The organism is Pseudomonas sp. AC169, from assembly GCF_979258515.1.
The window spans coordinates 2,962,545-2,983,563 of the sequence record NZ_OZ409866.1 but is presented as its reverse complement, the minus strand read 5'-3'; the positions used below and the strand labels follow the sequence as shown (position 1 = coordinate 2,983,563).

Annotated in this window: 19 protein-coding genes; 6 read left to right on the top strand and 13 right to left on the bottom strand. The window is 58.6% G+C overall.

All coding sequences use genetic code 11. From position 1 onward, the window contains the following. Window positions 1-170 precede the first annotated feature (170 nt). The 3 genes from ACZZ0G_RS13550 to ACZZ0G_RS13540 all read right to left on the bottom strand — a co-directional run bounded on the left by ACZZ0G_RS13550 (window position 171) and on the right by ACZZ0G_RS13540 (window position 6,393). Window positions 171-2,360 (bottom strand): leucine-rich repeat domain-containing protein, encoded by a 2,190-nt coding sequence (locus tag ACZZ0G_RS13550; protein ID WP_463556460.1) that lies wholly within the window; start codon window positions 2,358-2,360, stop codon window positions 171-173. A gap of 109 nt (window positions 2,361-2,469) precedes the next feature. Next, window positions 2,470-5,580, bottom strand: coding sequence for a leucine-rich repeat domain-containing protein (locus ACZZ0G_RS13545; protein WP_463556459.1), 3,111 nt, complete (start codon window positions 5,578-5,580; stop codon window positions 2,470-2,472). 372 nt (window positions 5,581-5,952) lie between these two features. Then, window positions 5,953-6,393: a hypothetical protein gene (locus tag ACZZ0G_RS13540; protein WP_463556458.1), complete on the bottom strand. Its 441-nt coding sequence runs from the start codon at window positions 6,391-6,393 to the stop codon at window positions 5,953-5,955. Between ACZZ0G_RS13540 and trmL the strand changes: the two genes are divergently transcribed. Continuing rightward, the gene (trmL, locus tag ACZZ0G_RS13535) at window positions 6,392-6,847 is read left to right on the top strand and encodes a tRNA (uridine(34)/cytosine(34)/5-carboxymethylaminomethyluridine(34)-2'-O)-methyltransferase TrmL (RefSeq protein WP_027611265.1); all 456 of its coding nucleotides are present in this window, start codon (window positions 6,392-6,394) and stop codon (window positions 6,845-6,847) included. The genes ACZZ0G_RS13540 and trmL overlap by 2 nt on opposite strands. Before the next feature lie 165 nt (window positions 6,848-7,012). Here trmL and secB read toward each other — a convergent pair whose 3' ends face one another. The 3 genes from secB to ACZZ0G_RS13520 are packed head-to-tail and all read right to left on the bottom strand — an operon-like array spanning window position 7,013 to window position 8,225. Beyond that, window positions 7,013-7,498, bottom strand: coding sequence for a protein-export chaperone SecB (gene secB / locus ACZZ0G_RS13530; RefSeq protein WP_007909233.1), 486 nt, complete (start codon window positions 7,496-7,498; stop codon window positions 7,013-7,015). Between the two features lie 57 nt (window positions 7,499-7,555). Continuing rightward, a complete protein-coding gene (gene grxC, locus ACZZ0G_RS13525) occupies window positions 7,556-7,810 on the bottom strand; it encodes a glutaredoxin 3 (protein WP_038359971.1) in 255 nt (84 codons plus the stop codon). A gap of 1 nt (window position 7,811) precedes the next feature. Continuing rightward, a complete protein-coding gene (locus ACZZ0G_RS13520; protein WP_016986346.1) occupies window positions 7,812-8,225 on the bottom strand; it encodes a rhodanese-like domain-containing protein in 414 nt (137 codons plus the stop codon). Between the two features lie 153 nt (window positions 8,226-8,378). On the opposite strand from ACZZ0G_RS13520, the gene gpmI reads away from it, so the two are divergent. From gpmI to ACZZ0G_RS13495, 5 genes are all read left to right on the top strand, one after another. Further along, window positions 8,379-9,908, top strand: a complete 1,530-nt coding sequence (gpmI, locus tag ACZZ0G_RS13515) for a 2,3-bisphosphoglycerate-independent phosphoglycerate mutase (RefSeq protein ID WP_463556457.1) — start codon at window positions 8,379-8,381, stop codon at window positions 9,906-9,908. Window positions 9,909-10,137: 229 nt separating this feature from the next. After that, window positions 10,138-11,424 carry a murein hydrolase activator EnvC family protein gene (locus ACZZ0G_RS13510; RefSeq protein WP_463556456.1) on the top strand — a complete coding sequence of 429 codons (1,287 nt, stop codon included), beginning with the start codon at window positions 10,138-10,140 and terminating at the stop codon, window positions 11,422-11,424. 30 nt (window positions 11,425-11,454) lie between these two features. Then, window positions 11,455-12,774 carry a S41 family peptidase gene (locus ACZZ0G_RS13505; protein WP_463556455.1) on the top strand — a complete coding sequence of 440 codons (1,320 nt, stop codon included), beginning with the start codon at window positions 11,455-11,457 and terminating at the stop codon, window positions 12,772-12,774. 2 nt (window positions 12,775-12,776) lie between these two features. Beyond that, entirely contained in the window at window positions 12,777-13,553 is a 777-nt protein-coding gene (locus tag ACZZ0G_RS13500) for a divergent polysaccharide deacetylase family protein (RefSeq protein WP_463556454.1), read from the top strand. A gap of 118 nt (window positions 13,554-13,671) precedes the next feature. After that, a complete protein-coding gene (locus tag ACZZ0G_RS13495) occupies window positions 13,672-15,045 on the top strand; it encodes a Vps62-related protein (protein ID WP_463556453.1) in 1,374 nt (457 codons plus the stop codon). Here the strand turns inward: ACZZ0G_RS13495 and ACZZ0G_RS13490 are convergent. The 7 genes from ACZZ0G_RS13490 to ACZZ0G_RS13460 all read right to left on the bottom strand — a co-directional run bounded on the left by ACZZ0G_RS13490 (window position 15,026) and on the right by ACZZ0G_RS13460 (window position 21,005). Further along, window positions 15,026-15,781, bottom strand: a complete 756-nt coding sequence (locus tag ACZZ0G_RS13490; RefSeq protein ID WP_463556452.1) for a substrate-binding periplasmic protein — start codon at window positions 15,779-15,781, stop codon at window positions 15,026-15,028. The genes ACZZ0G_RS13495 and ACZZ0G_RS13490 overlap by 20 nt on opposite strands. A gap of 82 nt (window positions 15,782-15,863) precedes the next feature. After that, the gene (gene hisF / locus ACZZ0G_RS13485; protein ID WP_007909211.1) at window positions 15,864-16,634 is read right to left on the bottom strand and encodes an imidazole glycerol phosphate synthase subunit HisF; all 771 of its coding nucleotides are present in this window, start codon (window positions 16,632-16,634) and stop codon (window positions 15,864-15,866) included. Between the two features lie 92 nt (window positions 16,635-16,726). Continuing rightward, window positions 16,727-17,476 (bottom strand): 1-(5-phosphoribosyl)-5-[(5-phosphoribosylamino)methylideneamino]imidazole-4-carboxamide isomerase, encoded by a 750-nt coding sequence (gene hisA / locus ACZZ0G_RS13480; protein ID WP_463556451.1) that lies wholly within the window; start codon window positions 17,474-17,476, stop codon window positions 16,727-16,729. A gap of 101 nt (window positions 17,477-17,577) precedes the next feature. Further along, window positions 17,578-17,838 carry a DUF2164 domain-containing protein gene (locus ACZZ0G_RS13475; protein ID WP_122593988.1) on the bottom strand — a complete coding sequence of 87 codons (261 nt, stop codon included), beginning with the start codon at window positions 17,836-17,838 and terminating at the stop codon, window positions 17,578-17,580. Continuing rightward, entirely contained in the window at window positions 17,839-18,477 is a 639-nt protein-coding gene (gene hisH / locus ACZZ0G_RS13470; RefSeq protein WP_007909206.1) for an imidazole glycerol phosphate synthase subunit HisH, read from the bottom strand. Further along, on the bottom strand, window positions 18,477-19,070 hold the full coding sequence (gene hisB / locus ACZZ0G_RS13465) for an imidazoleglycerol-phosphate dehydratase HisB (RefSeq protein WP_007909204.1): 594 nt from the start codon (window positions 19,068-19,070) through the stop codon (window positions 18,477-18,479). The genes hisH and hisB overlap by 1 nt, the downstream gene beginning before the upstream one ends. Window positions 19,071-19,340: 270 nt before the next feature. Then, entirely contained in the window at window positions 19,341-21,005 is a 1,665-nt protein-coding gene (locus ACZZ0G_RS13460) for an OFA family MFS transporter (protein WP_463556450.1), read from the bottom strand. Between the last annotated feature and the right edge of the window lie 14 nt (window positions 21,006-21,019).

The window sequence follows — 21,019 nt, the reverse complement described above, 5'->3', positions numbered from 1 at the left end:
ACCGGCGCGCACCGCAACGCGATGCGCCCACCCTTTTGGGATCCTTGGTACAGGCAGGCCGGGGGTTCCCTCTTTATACCGGACCGACGCTGCAAGCGAAGTCCACCCTTTTGGGAACCCTGATACAGGCAGGTCAGGGATTCCCGCTTTTACAACTCATGGCGAGGCGTTCAGCCCGGTGTCAATCGAGGACGCTTGGGCAATGCAGGGGCGGGTTCGCCGCCTTCGCGATGTTTGCGTATTTCATCTTCCATCCTGTTCAGCATCCTTGCAGGACTATGCTCGTAATTTCCAATTGCTCTTGCTAGCTCCTGAACAACCGGATCGGCTTTCCGGTAGTTATTGAGCAACATCCAGACCCGAAGCTGCAAAGATTGTTGTTCGATCTGGTATTCAGGCGTTCTGGTCAGTTTTGCCATGCTCGAGGTAATTTGCGAGTGTTGACGATCCTGTTTGAACCACTCCCAAAGATCATGCTTTTCCTGGGACTGCTCCGCGGGTACATCTTTCATCCAGTAATCCATCCGCAGCGGATAGTTCGGCAACTCCCCCCCCAGCCAGATGTCAGCGCCTGTTTGTCGACGTGCAGTCATTAGTCGGCGAAGCGAAGCGGGGTCGGATATCGGGTTGTTAATCAGTTCAAAACCCTGCCTGAGTTCGATGGTGTCGGGGATCGACGTTATTAGATTGTTGGAGAGACGTAAGCGGTCCTTGGGAATCTCACGTGTGACGCCCTCTGGAAACCTGTCTATTCCGGTATAACTCAGATCAACCTCCCGCAGCGCTGTCATGCCTTCCAGCGTTGGCACGGAAGACAGAGGATTTCCACTGAGTTTCAATACCTCTAGCCTTGACGGCCCTCCCTCCGCCCCCAACCCGGCAGGCAACTGTTTTATCAGGGAGTGCGAGAGATCCAACTCCCGTAACGCAGGCATTGCCATGAGCGACGGCGCATCCCGCAACGGAATGCTCGCCAGCTTCAATACCTCTAACGGCAATGGCCCGGCCTTGGAATCAAACCCATCGAAGTCTGGACTCATGTTGGTACCCGACAAATCCAGCACCCGTAACTCGGACATACCGGACAGCGTAACGGCCCCCTGCAGATATCGATCATCATGCAGATCCAGCACTCGCAAACGTGAGCGCAAGGCCAAGTCGTTCAGCCCTTCAGGCAAATGCAGCAAATAAGAGTTGCTGACCTTCAACACTCGCAACTCCGTCATGCCGGACACTGACAGATCAGATTGTATGGTGCAGTCGCTCAGATCCAGCTCTTGTAAACGGGGCAACACTTTGAACTGCAATTCAGCGGGAGGCAGCGGCCTTAGATTGGTGTGCTGAATACTCAGGGTTCTCAACTCTGAAATCATGGCGATAGCATCCAGTAATTCTTTACCGCGTATGCCGAATTCTTTCAATTTGAGGGTTTCAACATGAGAAAACGTGGACAGAAAATCTCCCAGATTACGTACAACGTTGCCCTTCAGGCTTAGAGAAACAACCGAGTCCAGTCGTTTGGAAAAAATCGGCAAATTGAGGTTGGCGCGAGTCCCAAGATCGAGCTCCAACTCAAAGCCCAGCAGCCGCCCGTCCCGGTAGACTTTCTCGCTTTCGTCACCCTGCCATTTATACAACCGACGAAATTTGTCCCCGATCGCAAGTCGTCTGTTGCGCTCGTGGTCGGCGCTGCCCTTGTAGGTGGCCTCCCAGGCGCTGATTTCGTGGTGCAACCTGACAAACCCAAGCTGAAGATCCTTGAGTTTCACCTCTGCCGCATCCTTGTCACCGAACCGGGCGATGAAGTCATCCGCGTGTTGATCGGTCGCCTCCGGAAAGTACTTCTGGACCTGGGCTCGGGTGGTGGGTTCAACGACTCCACGCGGATACCAAAGGCCGCTGCGGGTATCGCGAAGCAGCACCGGCCCTGACGGCAGCCGTTCCGTGTAGAGTCGCGCCTTATGCAATCCGGACTTTGCATCCACGGCAACAAGAACAGTGCCGCCATCAACCAGATCGACGTAGGTGCGCTTGTTGTGAATCCGTAAACCTTCTCCGTTGGCTGCTGAAAGGTTTTCTGCGGGGTTGATCAGGTAATCCTGCAGGGACAATTGAGGTGCAGGAGGACGGACTTCAACGGGAGCCGCATGAACCACTATGGCCGGAATCGGAGGAGTGATATCCGCGTCGGTAACCCTGGACGACCCTGCTCGCGGCGACGGACTATCGGGGAAGGCACCTGAACTTCTGTGGCCCGACGGGCCGGGGAGTGAAGTGTTCACGTCTGGTGGCCGGTTCGGGCTGCCGGAAACATCCACTTGCACGCGGTTACCGCCACCGGAAGTTGGTTTTACTGGCATGTTTTCATCCTTGAAAATGTCGCCCCTGGCATTCGCGCAAGGGACGAAGGTTTTGGCATCCTGCCGGTATCAATGGAGCGCCACGCTTCTGTATTACCCGTCGAGACTTTTACGGATCAAGTCTCGGACGCTTGGGCAAATGATGCAGCGGCGGATTTTGCCGCCCAGAGTCATATTCCCGAATCTCGGCTTCCAGCCTGTCGAGCATTTTTCCGGGGCTCCGTTCTGTGAGCAAAATGTTGTCGAACCGTGCCTGCTCGCCAGCTCCGCGCTCGCTGTAGATCTTGAGGAACGACCAGACCCGTCGCTGCAAAAGCAGGTACTCGACATGAAACTCTGGTGTTCGACTCAGTTGCCGGATCGCGTCCAGCAGACGCGAGTCGGGGCCGAAGCTGTCCCACAGCTTCAGTTTTTCAATTAACTCTTTTCCCGGCGGCACATTTCGCAGCCAAAGATTTGCCGAGCGATCATGACTTGCATCTCCCAGCCAGATATCGGTACCCGTTGCGATACGGGCATGTATCAGCCGTCGCAGGGAAGACGGATCGGTAACAGGATTGCCACTGAGCTTGAAGCCGGCTCTGATTTCAACGGATTCGGGAATCGATGTAATACGATTATTCCTCAGATCCAACACTTTCCCGGGAATCTCATTGGTGATGCCTTCCGGAAATCTGTCTATCCCTGAATTGGACAGATCCAGCTCCTTCAGCGCGGTCATTCCTTTGACTGAAGGCGCAACAGACAGCCGATTATGGCTGAGCTTCAATACTTCCAATCGCAACGGCCCGTTATCGGCATTGAGTCCTGGAAGGTGGGTTAGTCCGTTCTGCTCCAGATCCAATAAACGCAACCCGGTCATGCCGGCCACCGAAAAATCAGGCGACAAGTTAGCCCGTTGCAGCTTCAACTCTCGTAACCGCGCAAGCCTTGCCAGGCCTTCAATATTGCCCGGTTCCACGGTGAGCCGCAGGCCGGGATTATCAGAAGTCATTCCATATCCGAAAACCACCCCCAGACTTTCAAGATTAGGGAAAGCTGAAAGAAAACCTTCCGGAAGAGGCATGCGTATCCCACTTAGTTCAAGGGAAACGACGGAGTTGAAGGGTGTTGGCAGTGCCCAATGATCTGGCCATACCGAAAGAGTCGAAGACAACTTGAAACCCACCGGCCGCTTATCGTGAAAGACCAGCTCGTCAGGTTCCCCTTGCCACGTGTACAGACGGCGCAATGTGGGACCCAATTCATTTCCGTAGAACCTGGAGGAACTCGGCCAAAGGCGCAGTTTTGAGTCCAGTTGAGCAAGTCCAAGCTGGAGCCGTTTTAGCTCAACCTCTGCCGCATCCTTGTCACCGAAGTGCACGCGAAAGTGATCGGCTTGTTGATCGGTCACGTCCGGGAAGTATTTCCGGACCTGCGCTCGAGTGGTTGGCTCAGCGGCATCGAGCAAGTGCCCAACGTCGCTGCCGGTATCACTGCGCAGCACCGGGCCCGCCGGCAGTGGTTCGCTTGACAGCCCTGTTTCTGCTTCCAGTCTCTCCAGCTTTTTCAAAGGACTGGGCTCATTCCACAAAATGCTCTCCAGCCTGGCCTTGACGCCGGACTCAGCCTTTCTGTAGCGCTCGAAAAACTGCCAGACCCGTTGCTGCAAAAGCGGGCGCTCAACGTGAAATTCGGGGGTACGAGCCAGGTCCCAGACGATTTGCCTCACGCCTGACAAAGAATGGCCATAACTGTTCCAAACGTTCAAATTTTCCGACAGTTCCTCTAGCGGCAAATGTCGCAGCCACGCATTTGGCGAGCTATCAGTACTTCTTTTTCCCAGCCAAATGTCGATGCCTGTTTTTATACGCGCGTCCCTCAGCCGCCGCAGAGTCGCCAGATCCGTTATGGGATTGCCCATGAGATTGAAGCCCGCTCTGATTTCAACGGACTCGGGGATCGATGTAATACGGTTATTCGAAAGATTCAGCACTTTCCCGGGATTATCGGATGTGACGCCCTCCGGAAACCTGTCCAGACCGGTGTTGGAAAGATCCAGCTCCTGCAGCGCAGTCCTGACTTTCAGTGAAGGCATAGCAGACAGCGCATTGTCTCCGAGCTTCAATACCTCCAGTCGTAACGGCCCGTTGTCAGCATCAAGCCCGAGCGGGAGCTGGTCTATACCGGTCTGCGTCAGATCCAATACACGCAACTCGGCCATCCCCGTCACGTCAGGTGCCACTTTCAAGGACGCATTCCGCTGCAGATCGAGAACCTGCAAGCTCAACCGCCCTGGCAGGCCGTTCACTACGGCATTCAGATCCGTCACCCCCTGAACGTTGCCGAGTGCCAAGGCTCGCAGTTCGGTCATACCTGCCAGCGAGAACTCGGCTGGCAAATCGCAGTTTTGCAGGTTCAGCTCGCGTAAATGGGCAAGCTTTGCCAATTCGTGATCGAAACCTCGCTCAATCTTTAGCCTCGATGCAGAGTTACCGCCAGGGAGAATGGATGGCAAGCCAACCACCGTCAGACTTTCAATGTTGGGAAATTGCGCAGATAAACGATACGAATATTGATGTCCACCCGCTCTGAAGGTAAGGGCGACAACAGAGTTGAATGTTGTAGAGACAGGAAAACCGAATTGCCGGGCACCAAGGTCGATATCCATCTTGAAACCCACTAGTCGGCCTTCGTGATAGACGCGCTCACCGGGTTCGCCCTGCCACTTGTAAAGCCTGCGAAGCTGGCTCGCCACTTCCTCGCTGACATTGAAGTACGTGCGCTCCAGCTCAGGGAACTCACGCTCGATCCGTTTGAGCTCCACATCCGCCACATCCTTGTCTTCGAACCGTGCGATGAACGCGTCGGCGTCCAGATCGGTGGTTTCAGGAAGGTATCGTCGGACCTGCTCCCGGGTGCTGCGCTCGACGAGCGTACGCTGGTACCAGAGTCCGCTATCGGCGTTACGCAACATCACCGGTCCTAAAAGCAGCTCGCTTGGCCGCCGGGCACGATGCAATCCAGTCTTCGGATCCACGGCGACAGGAACAAAAACGCCATCGGCCACCTCAGCGTAGGAACGATTGTTGAAAACCCTTAAACCTTCGTCGTTGGCGTCTGGAAGTAATGCCTTGGCGGGGATGACGTAATGATCCAGCGACGGCTGAGGTGCCAGCCGAGGGGTTTGAACGGGAACCGTGTGTACGACGACGGCCGGCGTCGGGTGGATGGATTCCATATCTGTAGTGCCGGATCCCCCGGCTCGCGACTGCTGATTATCGGGAAAGATATCTGAGCCGGAACCTCTGCGGCCCGATGGACCGGGAAGCTCAATGTTCACCTCCGCCGGTCGGGTCGGACTGGTGGACGCATCCACTCTTACGTGGCTACTGCCACCGGTAGGTGGTTTTACTGGCATGTTTTTTCATCCTTGAAAAAGTCGCCCCTGGCATTCACGCGAAGGGACGATGGTTTTGGCATCCTGCCGGTTTAAAGGAGCAGCGCACGATAGCGTGCACAGGTGTTGAAGGAGATAGGAAAGGCAGACTGGCGAAGCGGGAAACAACGCCAGGAAACGTAGGAGAACCGGAGAGAGGCGGCAGCTTTGCGCTCAGTTCGCTTGCAAGCGAATCTCCAGCCGCCACCGGTCGTCGACCTTGCTGCCAGCCCAGTCGCCCTGTAATGGCCGCGCCGCCAGTACCGTCAACAGCAATCCGCCGTCACTTTTGCGCGTACGCCAGTTGACGTCTTTGCCGTTGAGCCTGAGCTGGCCCTTTTGCGCCTGGCCTTCAGCCTGAAACAGCAGCGCCACGGTGCCATCGATGATCTCGCCATGCAGCTTTGGCTCATTGTTGAACCACACCACCAGCCCCTGTTCCGTCACCTCAACTTGCTGTAGCACAGTCGGGTCCGGCGTGGTCAGGCGGCCGATCATCAAACCGATCATCAAGCCGACAATCGCCAGCGAACCGATGACACGCGGGAATAGTTTCGAACGGTTGTCCACAGGCGGCGTAGAATGCCGCTCATCTTTACCTTCGGAGCCGTGCATGTTTCACGTCATCCTTTTTCAACCAGAAATTCCGCCGAATACCGGCAACGTTATCAGGCTGTGCGCCAACAGCGGCTGCCACCTGCATTTGATCGAACCGCTGGGCTTCGAGATGGACGACAAGCGCTTGCGCCGTGCCGGTCTCGACTACCACGAATATGCCACGCTACAGCGCCACGCGGACCTCGCCAGTTGCCTGGAAAGCCTGGGCAACCCGCGACTGTTTGCGTTCACCACCAAGGGTTCGCGACCGTTTCATGATGCCGCGTTTGTCCCGGGGGATGCGTTCATCTTTGGCCCGGAAAGCCGTGGCCTGCCGGCGGAGGTGCTCGATGCCTTGCCCGCCGAGCAACGCCTGCGCCTGCCGATGCGCGAAGGCTGCCGCAGCCTGAACCTGTCTAACACCGTGGCCGTCGCTGTATACGAAGCCTGGCGCCAGAACGACTTCAAGTAACACCACACCTGATCGTTCCCACGCTCTGCGTGGGAATGCAGCCCGTGACGCTCCGCGTCACTGGACGCGGAGCGTCCCCAGAGGCATTCCCACGCGGAGCGTAGGAACGATCAGCCAAGAAAAAAGCGCCTGTTACGGCGCTTTTTTCGTTGTAGCCCAGACCGCTTACTGAACGGTTGGCGTCTCGCCGCTTTCCTGCATGCGCTGCAATTCTTGCGCGTACAGAGCGTCGAAGTTCACCGGCGCCAGCATCAGTGCCGGGAACGAACCACGGGTCACCAGGCTGTCCAGGGTTTCGCGCGCGTACGGGAACAGGATGTTCGGGCAGAACGCACCCAGAGTGTGGCTCATCGAAGCCGCATCCAGGTTCTTGATCAGGAAGATACCGGCCTGTTGCACTTCAGCGATGAAGGCGACTTCTTCGCCGTTTTTCACGGTAACGGACAGGGTCAGCACGACTTCGTAGAAATCACCTTCCAGCGCTTTCTGGCGAGTGTTCAGATCCAGCGCAACAGCCGGATCCCACTGCTGGCGGAAGATCGCCGGGCTTTTCGGGGCTTCGAAGGACAGGTCGCGTACATAGATGCGCTGCAAGGAGAATTGCGGTGCGGTTTCTTCTTCGCTGGCTGCAGTGTTCTGTTGGTCAGTCATCTCAGATCCTTTCTGATCTTGGGTCTTTTAGGGAGTGCTGTACGTGGGTGCAGCCGTTCAGGCCTTGAGCAGCGCGTCGAGCTTGCCGGCGCGCTCCAGGGCATACAAATCATCACAACCGCCGATGTGCTTGCTGCCGATCCAGATCTGCGGCACGGACGTGCGCCCGGCTTTCTGGGTCATTTCGGCGCGCACCTGCGGCTTGCCATCGACCTTGATCTCTTTGAAGGCCACGCCTTTGTTCTCGAGCAGGTACTTGGCTCGCGAGCAATAAGGGCAGTAATCGCTGGAGTAGACGATGACTTCGCTCATATCACTTCACCAACGGCAGGTTGTCGCCTTTCCAGCTGGAAATCCCGCCGGACAGCTTGGCGGCGGTGAAGCCGGATTTCATCAGTTCGCGGGCGTGGGTGCCGGCGGTCTGGCCCAGGGCGTCGACCAGAATGATGGTCTTGGCCTTGTGTTTTTCCAGCTCTGCAACGCGTGCAGCCAGTTTGTCCTGGGGAATGTTCACGGCGCCAACGATGTGGCCGGCAGCGAAATCCTTGGCCGGACGGATGTCCACCACCACGCCTGCATCTTTATTGACCAGCGCGGTCAGTTCGCCGGTGCTCAGGCTTTTACCGCCGCCCTGCATCGTGTGCGCCAGCAGCAGAGCCAGCAGTACGACGAAGATACCGACAAGAATGTAGTGGTTAGTGGCAAATTCAATCAGGTGAGCAACCATCGAAGGAGGTTCCAGGGCGTTAAAATGTCGGCCAGTATACACAGCCACTATGGTCGGCCAAACCCCGTCCGGCGGTGACGCGGTCGGAACTTAGCTTTAAACTCCAACTCCCTTTTCCATCGCCCTCTTCTTTATTAGCCACGAGTGGATTCCATGACGACTACGCCTAAACCTTTGGTCCTGATGATTCTCGACGGCTTCGGTCACAGCGACAGCCCCGAATCCAACGCCGTTTTCGCGGCGAAGAAGCCTGTTCTCGATCGCCTCTGGGCCACCGTGCCGAACGGCTTGATCTCGGGCAGCGGCATGGACGTCGGTCTGCCGGACGGCCAGATGGGCAACTCCGAAGTCGGCCACATGAACCTCGGCGCCGGCCGCGTGGTGTATCAGGACTTCACCCGCGTGACCAAATCGATCCGTGACGGCGAGTTTTTCGAAAACCCGACGATCTGCGCCGCTGTGGATAAAGCCGTGGCCGCCGGTAAAGCCGTGCATTTCATGGGCCTGCTGTCGGATGGCGGCGTGCACAGCCACCAGGATCACCTGATCGCCATGGCCGAACTGGCCTTCAAGCGCGGCGCCGAAAAAATCTACCTGCACGCTTTCCTTGATGGCCGCGACACCCCGCCAAAAAGCGCTGCATCGTCGATCGAGCTGCTCGATGCGACCTTCCAGGCACTCGGCAAGGGCCGCATCGCCAGCATCATCGGCCGCTACTTCGCTATGGACCGTGACAACCGCTGGGACCGCGTCGCCCAGGCGTACAACCTGATCGTCGATGGCAACAGCGAATTCAACGCCGCCACCGCACAGGAAGGTCTGGACGCTGCTTACGCGCGCGGCGAGAGCGACGAGTTCGTTAAAGCCACGTCCATCGGCGAGCCGGTGAAAGTCGAAGACGGCGACGCCGTGGTGTTCATGAACTTCCGCGCCGACCGCGCTCGCGAGCTGACCCGCGTGTTCGTCGAAGATGACTTCAAGGATTTCGAGCGCACCCGCCAGCCAAAACTGGCCGGTTTCGTCATGTTGACCCAATACGCAGCGAGCATTCCTGCACCGTCGGCGTTCGCCGCGGGCAGTCTGGAAAACGTCCTCGGCGACTATCTGGCGAAGAACGGCAAAACCCAGTTGCGCATCGCTGAAACCGAGAAGTACGCCCACGTAACCTTCTTCTTCTCCGGCGGTCGCGAAGAACCGTTCCCGGGCGAAGAACGCATCCTGATCCCATCGCCGAAAGTCGCCACTTATGACTTGCAGCCGGAAATGAGCGCGCCGGAAGTGACCGACCGTATCGTTGAAGCCATCGAAAACCAGCGTTTCGACGTAATCGTGGTCAACTACGCCAACGGTGACATGGTCGGTCACAGCGGCGTGTTCGATGCGGCAGTGAAGGCTGTGGAATGCCTCGACACTTGCGTCGGTCGTATTGTCGATGCGTTGGAGAAGGTTGGCGGCGAAGCACTGATCACCGCTGACCACGGTAACGTCGAGCAGATGGCCGATGAATCCACCGGACAAGCACACACCGCACACACCACCGAGCCAGTGCCGTTCATTTATGTCGGCAAGCGTGACCTGAAAGTTCGTGAAGGTGGCGTGCTGGCGGACGTAGCGCCGACCATGCTGAAACTGCTGGGCCTGGAAAAACCGGCGGAAATGACCGGCACGTCTATCTTGGTGTAATCCGCCCGATCAAACTCCACAAAACCCTGTGGGAGCGAGCTTGCTCGCGAATACGATGGATCAGTCGATATCAATGTCGCCTGACACACCGCTTTCGCGAGCAGGCTCACTCCTACAATGGTTCGGGGTGTTTTTCAGGCCAGTTATCACACAGCCCCAATTGGGCGTTTTTTTTGCAGCCTCGGGCGGGCATACTAGGCCGTCCCTTACCCTGGTGTCGCCCGCCTCTATGCTCCGCGTCCTGATCGCCCTCGCTCTGACCTGCCTGCTCCAACCGGCCTTCGCTGACGAGCGCGCGCAAACCCAACAACAGTTGGACGCCACGCGTCAGGACATTGCCGAGCTGAAAAAGCTGCTGAGCAAAGTCCAGGAAGAAAAGTCCGGTGTACAGAAAGAGCTCAAGGGCACTGAAACCGAGCTGGGCAAGTTGCAGAAGCAGGTCGACGCGCTGCAGAAAGAACTGCAGAAAAGCGAATCCGAGCTACAGCGGCTCGATGCAGAGAAAAAAAAACTCCAGAGCGCGCGCACTGAACAGCAGCGACTGATCGCCATTCAGGCCCGTGCGGCCTATCAGAACGGTCGGCAGGAATACCTCAAACTGCTGCTCAACCAGCAGAATCCCGAGAAATTCGCCCGCACCCTCACCTATTACGATTACCTGAGCCAGGCGCGCCTGGAGCAGTTGAAGAGCTTCAACGAAACCCTGCGCCAACTGGCCAATGTCGAAAAAGACATCGGTTTGCAGCAAGCGCAATTGCTGGTGCAGAAAAGCGACCTCGATACTCAGCGCGATGCACTCGAGAAAGTCCGCAAGGAACGCCAGCAGGTTCTCGCCAAGCTCAACGATGACGTGAAGGCCCGCGATCAGAAACTGGCCGCGCGCGAGCAGGATCAGGCAGACCTGTCTAAAGTCCTTAAAACCATTGAAGAAACCCTGGCCCGCCAGGCTCGTGAGGCAGAAGAAGCGCGGCAGAAAGCGCTGATCGCCCAGCAGGAAGCGGAAAAAAAGCGCTTGCGTGAGGCGCAGGCTGAAAACAGCGACGCCCCACGAAAACCCGCCAGATCCACTCCCGGCGCGCTGGTCTCGAGCAGCGGCGAGACCTTCGGTGGTCCTTTTGCTGCAACCCGGGGAAAACTTCCATGGCCGGTTGATGGTCGACTGCTGGCACGCTTCGGCGAAACCCGAGGCGACGACGCCCGTACCAAGTGGGACGGCGTGATGATCAGCGCCTCCGCCGGCAGCCAGGTGCATGCCGTACACGGTGGTCGCGTGGTGTTCGCCGACTGGTTGCGTGGCGCCGGGCTGCTGGTGATCCTCGATCATGGCAACGGTTTTCTGAGTCTTTACGGTCACAACCAGACGCTGCTGAAGTCGGCCGGCGACGTGGTAAAAGCCGGTGAGTCGATCTCTACTGTCGGTAACAGTGGCGGTCAGGACACACCAGCGCTGTATTTCGCAATTCGTCAGCAGGGTCACCCGAGTGATCCAGCACAATGGTGTCGTGCGCAAGGATAAGCGCCCGCCTAATTAAGGAGTTCGTTCGACATGCTGCATTTGTCCCGCCTTACCTCGCTGGCCCTGACGATCGCTCTGGTGATCGGCGCGCCTCTGGCGTTCGCCGCGCAACCGGCCCCGACCGTCGCTCCGGCAGGCACTGCCGCGACTTCCAAGGCGCCCCTGCCGCTGGAAGAGTTGCGCACCTTTGCCGAGGTCATGGACCGGATCAAAGCCGCCTACGTCGAACCGGTGGACGACAAGACCCTGCTCGAAAACGCGATCAAGGGCATGCTCAGCAACCTTGATCCGCACTCGGCGTACCTCGGCCCGGAAGACTTCACCGAGTTGCAGGAAAGCACCAGCGGTGAGTTCGGCGGTCTGGGCATTGAAGTCGGCGCTGAAGACGGTTTCATCAAAGTCGTCTCGCCAATCGATGACACGCCAGCATCGAAGGCCGGCATTCAGGCCGGCGACTTCATCGTCAAGATCAACGGCCAGCCGACACGCGGCCAGACCATGACCGAAGCCGTGGACAAAATGCGCGGCAAGATCGGCCAGAAAATCACCCTGACCCTGGTTCGCGACGGCGGCACGCCGTTCGACGTGACTCTGGCGCGTGCGGTGATTCAGGTGAAGAGCGTCAAGGCGCAGTTGCTGGAAACCGGTTATGCGTACATCCGCATCACCCAGTTCCAGGTCAAGACCGGCGAAGAGGTCTCCAAGGCTCTGGCCAAGCTGCGCAAGGACAACGGCAAGAAGCTCAACGGCATCATTCTCGACCTGCGCAACAACCCGGGCGGCGTGCTGCAGGCGGCGGTGGAAGTGGTCGACCACTTCATCACCAAAGGCCTGATCGTTTACACCAAAGGCCGGATCGCCAATTCCGAACTGCGCTTCTCCGCTACCGGCAAAGACGAAAGCGAAGCGGTGCCAATGGTCGTGTTGATCAACGGTGGTAGCGCCTCGGCCTCGGAAATCGTCGCCGGTGCCCTGCAGGATCAGAAGCGCGCCGTGGTCATGGGTACCACCAGCTTCGGCAAAGGCTCGGTGCAAACCGTGCTGCCGTTGAACAACGATCGCGCACTGAAGATCACCACGGCGCTGTACTTCACGCCAAATGGCCGTTCGATCCAGGCGCAAGGCATTGTTCCGGACATCGAAGTGCGCAAGGCCAAGATCACCAACGAGGCCGACAGCGATTACTTCAAGGAAGCCGACCTGCAAGGTCACCTGGGCAACGGCAACGGCGGTGCGGACAAACCGAGCGGTTCCAGCGGCAAGGCCAAAGCCATGCCGCAGGATGACGATTATCAACTGGCCCAGGCCCTGAGCCTGCTCAAAGGCCTGAGCATCACGTCCGGCCGTTGAGGATGTCTCTGCGGTTCGTCTTCGTTCTGTTGTGCTGTCTGGCGGGTGCTGCTCACGCAGAGCCCGCCAGCCCAAAGCCACACAAAGCCTACCTGACACTGATCATCGACGATCTGGGGCAAAACCTGCCCCGGGATCGCCGCGTGCTGGCCCTGCCCGGCCCGGTGACCACGGCGATCATGCCCGATACCCCCCACGCCACCGAGTTCGCCCGCGAGGCGCATCGCGCCGGCAAGATCGTCATCCTGCACATGCCGATGGACCCGGCCACCGGGCCGTACGCCTGGCATCCCGAGCTGCCGATCGAAGAACTGGAAAAACGCCTCAACGCCGCTTTCAAAATGGTCCCGTACACCGCCGGCATCAATAACCACATGGGCAGCCGCATGACTGCGCAACCGGTGGCGATGGCGTGGTTGATGGCTGAGTTGCAGCGCCGGCACAAGTTCTTCGTCGACAGCCGCACCAGCGCACAAACCGTGGCAGCGCAGCAGGCACAGAAGATCGATCTGGCCAGTGTCTCGCGGGATGTGTTTCTTGATGACGAACGCACTGAAGCGGCGATCTCCACGCAATTGCAGACGGCGATCAGCCTGGCGCACAAGCAGGGTTCGGCAGTGATGATCGGGCATCCGTATCCACAGACACTGGCTGTGCTGGAGCGCGAATTGCCCAAACTCAAGGCGCAGGGAGTCGAGTGGATCGACATCAAGCAAATGATCAGCGTGCGCAGCAATCGCGCCATGAGCGGCCACGGTAAAGACGGGGTTTATCGGTAATACCCTGTCACGTTGCTCAATACATAGTTACCGCCAGTCCCCCGCCCCCTTTCCGGATAGTGAGACCTGCAACAGGTCGCGACTCCCTCGAGTCGCCTTTGAACTATCAGGAGTAACCATGACAACCAATGCCCCGATCACCCCGCCTGCCGGGCAAATCGAACCCATCAGAATCGACAACCTGCTGGTCAGCTTCACGACAGAGCATCTCCGCGTCTGGGACACCGACGGTTTGCAGGCAAAACCAGCTTCCTTCTGGCACCCCACCCCTGCCCCCGATGTGTTGCCAGGCTATTTCCCCCTGGGCGACGTCGTCGCAAGAGGCCTCAGCAATATCAATGGCAAAAGAATGGTGGCTGTCGTTTGCGAATCTGGTGCTCCAAGCGTCGACCCCGCTAAAGGCAAGGCGCTACGCCGCCCCGACGATTACGAGTTGATCTGGAAAGACTCTGGCTCAGGATCGAAAAGGGATCTGTCGATCTGGCGACCGATCCCCCCCGAAGGCTACGTAGCCTTGGGATCGGTGTGTTCGAGCGACCACGAAAAGCCTTCATTCAACGCTGTGCGGTGCGTCCGCGAGGACTTGGTGATCGCCTCGAATAGCAGCGATCCGGTCTGGAACGACAAGGGCAGCGGCGCTCGTCAGCGCGTCAGCACCTGGAGTGCCGTTCCTCCAGTCGCCCCATCGGGTGAAATCCACCTGGCAAGCGGTAGCTTTGTCGGGTTGAACGACTACACCAAACCGGCAAACTTCCCGGTCTACTGCTTGCGCTTGAAGATTGCGCTTCAAGTTAATCCGCGCCCGACGGCACCCGTGCTTTGCGCAGAAACGCCGACGCCCGTGGATGCGCCGGAAAACCCTTCTTATGTGGCCTTCCTTCCCTGGTTCGCGGTCAGAGATCCGCACTACTCTCGTATCGAGCAACTCAGCCACTCGCCCTTCTATCTTCTGGAACGCACAGATCAGTACTTGCTGGTCGGCCATGCGAACAACACCGAGAACCACAGCCAGATATTCAGGTGGACAGCGCCCCGCGCGCAGCGCGCAGGAAGCCTGCAGGCGTTCACCCAGACCACCTCTGTCGAGTTCGGAGCACCATGGCAGACCAACCTGCACGACCCGCTGTTGTTTTCGGCGCGGCTGGGCCATGACTTCACCCAATGCGAAATACACTCGAACGAATGGCTCAACACAGCAGCGATTGATGTGGTTGCTGTCGTGGACAAAAACAGGTCCGTGGCGGCGTATCTGGTGCAAAGTGACTACCGACTGCTGCGCGCAGACGGCACATCCGTGACAGATGCTTTCAGTTACACCGATGGCGGCAGCTTGCACATCAGCCAATATGCGCCGATGGAGCCTGAGACCGACGTTGTTACTGCAGCGGAGCCAGTTGTGGAAACGATCGCCCAGGCGCCTGTAGCAGACGAAGAAATCATCGCTGCACTACCGGTGCCGGAGCTGCCAATGGCTACAGATATCGCCCCATGATCTCGTCCACCACGCCTTCTTTGCGCAACTGATCCAGTGCGGTCTGGAGTTTGGTGACCACTTCGTCGGAGACGTCCTTGTTCAGCGCCAGATACAGTTCTGCGCTATTGAAGCGCAGCACGGTCTTGAGACCGGTGACACCGTCCTGCCGTGCCAGATAACGCCCGGCAGGATCACCGGTTGCCCACAGATCGATCTGGCCATTGACCAGTTTCTTTGCATTGTCCTGATCGCGCAGTACGACAATCGGCTTCAGGCCTTGCTTGGCCAATGTCTCGGCAATCGCATCGCCCTTGTAGGCGCCAATCTTGTATTTGCGTGCGTCATTGAGGGTTTCAAGGGCGATCTTGCTGTCAGCCTTGGCCAGCAGAATCCAGTCATCCGGGCCGATCGGGCCAACCCATTTGAAGAGCTTTTCGCGGTCCGGCAGGCGCGCCATCACGAAAGCACCGTAGCCAGGATTTTCCAGGGCGAGCTTATACACGCGCTCCCAAGGAAAGCGCAGGGTCAGGCTGTAGGTGATGCCGGCACGCCTGAACATTTCGCGCACGATGTCGGTGGCGATACCGTTGATGTTCTCGCCCTGAGCGAAATTCTTGCCGTTCTTCGCCATGTTGTACGGCGGGAAGTTTTCGGTGAGGAGCACCAGATCGGTGTCGGGACTGGTTTCGGCGCGGGCCGTGTTGATGAGCAACAGAGAGGCGCTGGCGAGAACGAGAAGCAGGCGTTTGATCATGTCGGGCTACCGAAATCCATGGCGTGCCCAAGAGTGCCTTGGGTGCGCCATGCTGTCCACTGGCCTGTATGAGTTTTGACGCTTAACGCATTACGATGCCGCGTTTGGCCATATAGGCCTTGGCCTCCTGCACAGTGTATTCGCCGAAGTGGAAAATACTCGCAGCCAGCACTGCGCTGGCATGGCCTTCGAGAATGCCGTCAGCCAAGTGCTGCAGGTTGCCGACGCCACCGGAAGCGATCACCGGAATGCCCAGCGCATCGCTGATCGCGCGGGTCACGCCGAGGTCGAAACCGTTTTTCATGCCGTCCTGATCCATGCTGGTCAGCAGGATCTCGCCGGCACCGAGGCCTTCCATTTTCTTCGCCCACTCGACCGCGTCGAGGCCGGTTGGCTTGCGCCCGCCGTGGGTGAAGATTTCCCAGCGCGGGGTTTCGCCGGGACCGGAGACTTTCTTGGCGTCGATGGCGACGACGATGCACTGCGAGCCGAAATGCTGCGCGGCTTCGCCAACGAATTCCGGGTTGAACACGGCAGCGGTGTTGATCGACACCTTGTCCGCGCCGGCATTCAGCAGATTGCGAATGTCCTGCACGGTACGCACACCGCCGCCGACGGTCAGCGGGATGAACACCTGGCTGGCCATGCGCTCGACGGTATGCAGCGTGGTGTCGCGGCCATCGACGCTGGCGGTGATGTCGAGAAAAGTAATCTCGTCGGCACCCTGCTCGTCGTAGCGACGGGCGATTTCCACCGGGTCACCGGCGTCGCGGATGTTCTCGAACTTCACACCTTTGACGACCCGGCCGTTGTCCACGTCCAGGCAAGGGATGATGCGCTTGGCTAACGCCATGGGCTTAATCTCCGATTAAGAGTTGCAAGCTTCAAGCTTCAAGCTGCAAGAAAGAGCGGACGCGGTCGCGCTTCTAACTTGCAGCTCGCAGCTTACAGCTTGGAGCTGGTCGCGTAGCTATCGCAGTAAGCCTGGGCTTCTGCCACATCCAGCGTGCCCTCATAAATCGCGCGACCTGTGATGGCGCCGATGATGCCTGGCGCCTTGGCGTCGAGCAGCGACTTGATGTCACCCAGATTGTGGATGCCGCCGGAAGCGATCACCGGGATCTTGGTGGCAGCGGCCAGCGCAGCGGTGAAGGGCACGTTGCAGCCCTGCATCATGCCGTCTTTGGCGATGTCGGTATAAACAATCGAGGACACGCCGTCGGCTTCAAACTGCTTGGCCAGATCGATGACCTGTACGGTGCTGATTTCCGCCCAGCCATCGGTGGCGACAAAACCGTCTTTGGCGTCCAGACCAACGATGATCTTGCCCGGGAACGCGCGGCAGGCTTCAGCGACGAACGCCGGATCTTTAACGGCTTTGGTGCCGATGATCACGTAGCTCACGCCAGCCTTGACGTAGTGCTCGATGGTTTCCAGCGAACGGATGCCACCACCGATCTGGATCGGCAATGTCGGGTAGCGCTTGGCGATCGCGGTGACCACTTCGCCATTGACTGGCTGGCCTTCGAACGCGCCGTTCAGATCGACCAGATGCAGACGGCGGCAACCGCCCTCCACCCACTTGGCAGCCATGCTCACCGGGTCATCGGAGAACACTGTGGAATCTTCCATGCGGCCCTGGCGCAGACGTACGCAGGCACCGTCTTTAAGATCGATAGCGGGAATAATCAGCATGCTTTTTCCTTCGTCAAAAGAGCGGCAAGCTGCAAGCGACTAGCTGCGAGCATGCGGTGTACCAGTTCTTGCAGCTTGAAGCTTGCGGCTTGCAGCTGCTCCTAATTTTTTTCGAGCGCCCACAGGTCGCTTTCGATGCTTTCAAACCGCTCTTTGAGGTGGGTCTGCACATCGAAAATCGCCCTGTTGTAATAGTGCGGAGCAATTTCGCGGGTAAACAGCTCAAGAATTTCCGCTGCTTCGAACGAACCCAGGTCCAGTTCGAAACGGTCCTCCATGAACCGCTGGATCTTGCGATTGGCGTCACTCTCCTGCTCGGGAGTGAGGGTCAGGATCGGCGGTTTGGACTTCTTGGCAGCCATTTACCAGCGACCGTCCCACGCTGCGAAGTTCTGCAGCAATTGCAGGCCATGGGTATGGCTCTTCTCCGGGTGGAACTGCACGGCGAAACGCGAGCCATCGGCCAGCGCTGCAGCGAAATCGACGCCGTAATGACCGCCACCCACCACCTGCCGCGCATTGGCGGCAGCGATGTAGTAGCTGTGCACAAAGTAGAAACGCGCCATGTCCGGAATGTCATGCCACAGCGGGTGGCTGACCTTCTGCTTCACCTCGTTCCAGCCCATGTGCGGGACTTTCAGGTGCTCGCCGTCTTCATGCAGGTCTTTGCCGAAGAACTTCACCGCACCCGGGAACAGGCCGATGCAATCGACGCCGTCGTTCTCTTCGCTGGTGTCGAGCAAGGCTTGCATGCCGACACAGATGCCGAGGAACGGACGATCCTGACTGACTTCGCGCACCAGCGAGTCGAAACCGAGGCGACGGATCTCCGCCATGCAGTCGCGAATCGCGCCAACACCGGGGAACACCACGCGGTCAGCTTCGCGAATCACGGCCGCATCGCTGGTGATCAGCACCTTGCCGGCGCCGACGTGCTCCAGAGCCTTGGCCACCGAGTGCAGGTTGCCCATGCCGTAATCGATAACTGCAACCGTCTGCATTACAGAACGCCTTTGGTCGATGGCATTTGCCCGGCCATGCGCTCATCCAGCTCGACGGCCATGCGCAGCGCGCGGCCGAAAGCCTTGAACACGGTTTCGATCTGGTGGTGAGTGTTGGTGCCACGCAGGTTGTCGATGTGCAGGCTGACTAACGCGTGATTGACGAAGCCCTGGAAGAATTCCTGGAACAGGTCAACGTCGAAGCCGCCGACGGTGGCGCGGGTGTACGGCACATGCATCTGCAGGCCTGGACGACCGGAGAAGTCGATCACTACGCGCGACAGCGCTTCATCGAGCGGCACGTAGGCATGACCGTAGCGACGGATGCCTTTTTTATCGCCGATGGCTTTGGCAAATGCCTGGCCGAGGGTGATACCGACGTCTTCCACCGTATGGTGGTCGTCGATATGCAGATCGCCCTTGCATTCAATATCCAGGTCGATCAACCCGTGACGGGCGATCTGATCCAGCATGTGCTCAAGAAAAGGAACACCGATATCGAATCGGGCCTTTCCGGTGCCATCAAGGTTGATCGAGGCTTTGATCTGGGTTTCCAGAGTGTCGCGCTCGACAGACGCCTTACGTTCGGCCATCACCAGCTCCGCAAAATCATTGGGCGAAAAAGGCAGCCATTATAGGCACGCAGGAAGCAAACAGAAACATGAGAGGTGAGATGGCTGACGGATAGAACGCCCGGCTGTCGCGGGTAGACATGTCCATACAAGCCATAAAGGGCATTGATCGCTCCCACGCTCTGCGTGGGAGTGCAGCCCCGGACGCTCTGCGTCCGCTTCGAATGTGACGCAGAGCGTCACGGGAGGCATTCCCACGCAGAGCGTGGGAACGATCAGGTAGAAACGAACTTAGTGAAACAGTACCGCCGTCTTCTGCAGGGTCACCCACACACCCCACGCCAACGGAATACCCACAGCCAGCCACGCGGCGATTGCCAGCGGCTTGCTGCCCGGTGCGGCTTTCCACTCCAGAACCGTGCTGGCATCAGCACCTTTGTCGTGGCCCAGTGCCTGTTCGGCAGCCAGTTCAGCGTCGGTCATGAAGTACTTGTCGGCCACCGGACGGACCATCAGGTTGCACAGGAAGCCCAGCACCAGCAGACCGGCGAGGATGTACAGGGTGATGTCGTAAGCGGCAGCGCGTTCAACGCCGATGCTCAACTGATACTCACGCAGGTAGTTGACCAAAACCGGACCGAGCACGCCGGCCGCAGCCCAGGCAGTCAGCAGACGACCGTGGATCGCGCCGACCATCTGCGTACCGAACAGGTCGGCCAGATACGCCGGAACCGTGGCGAAACCGCCGCCGTACATCGACAGAATGATGCAGAACGCCGCTACGAACAGCGCAACGTTGCCCAAATGACCCATGTTCGGAATCAGCGCGTACAGGGCAAAACCCAGGGCGAAGAACACGAAGTAGGTGTTTTTGCGACCCAGGTAGTCCGAGAACGAGGCCCAGAAGAAGCGACCACCGATGTTGAACAGGCTCAGCAGACCGGTGAAACCGGCAGCAATCGCCGCGATCGAAGCCAGTTGCCCGGCGTCGAGCTGGCCAAACGGCACATCAACACCCAGCAATTTGCCGCCGAACACTTCCTGCAGCAGTGGCGAAGCCATGCCGAGGATGCCGATACCGGCGGACACGTTCAGGCACAAAACCAGCCAGACCAGACGGAATTGCGGGGTTTTCCACGCCACATTCACGTGCACGTGACGATTGGTGATCATCGCGTTTGCGGCTTTCTTCGCCGGCGCGGTCCAGCCTTCAGGTTTCCAGCCGGTAGGCGGCACGCGGTAAGCCAAAGCGCCACCGATCATGAACACGAAGTAGATCGCGGCCATGGCGACGAAACTCTGCCAGACACCAACACCTTCAGCCGAGCCAAAGTGGCTCATCAGCGCAGTTGCCAGCGGTGCACCGACCATCGCGCCGCCACCGAAACCCATGATCGCCATGCCGGTGGCCATACCGCGCTTGTCCGGAAACCACTTGATCAGGGTCGAGACCGGCGAGATATAGCCCAGGCCCAGACCGATACCGCCGATCACGCCGGAGCCGATCCACATCAGCCAGATCTGGTGGGTATAAATCCCCAGCGCCGAGATCAGCAGACCACCGCACCAGCACAGGGCCGAGACAACGCCAGCCTTGCGCGGCCCAGCGTGTTCCAGCCAGCCACCCCAGATCGCTGCCGAGCAGCCGAGGAAGATGAAGAACAGCGTGTAGATCCAGCCGAGCATGGAGATCGGCCAGTCGCATTGCGACGAGAACACTTGTGCGATGAAGCTCATGTCCGGTGCGCAAGCCACCGGAGCGGTAACGCCCAGCGCCTTGGACAGCGGCAACCAGAACACCGAGAAGCCGTAGGCCATGCCGATGCACAGGTGGATGGCCAGAGCGGCCGGTGGGACAAGCCAACGGTTGAAACCGGGCTTGGCGATGATGCGTTCCTTGGACAGGAACGCGGGCTGATCGGCTTTGAGGCCGTCCGCCGTGATGCTCGTGCTCATTGTGTATCCCCCAA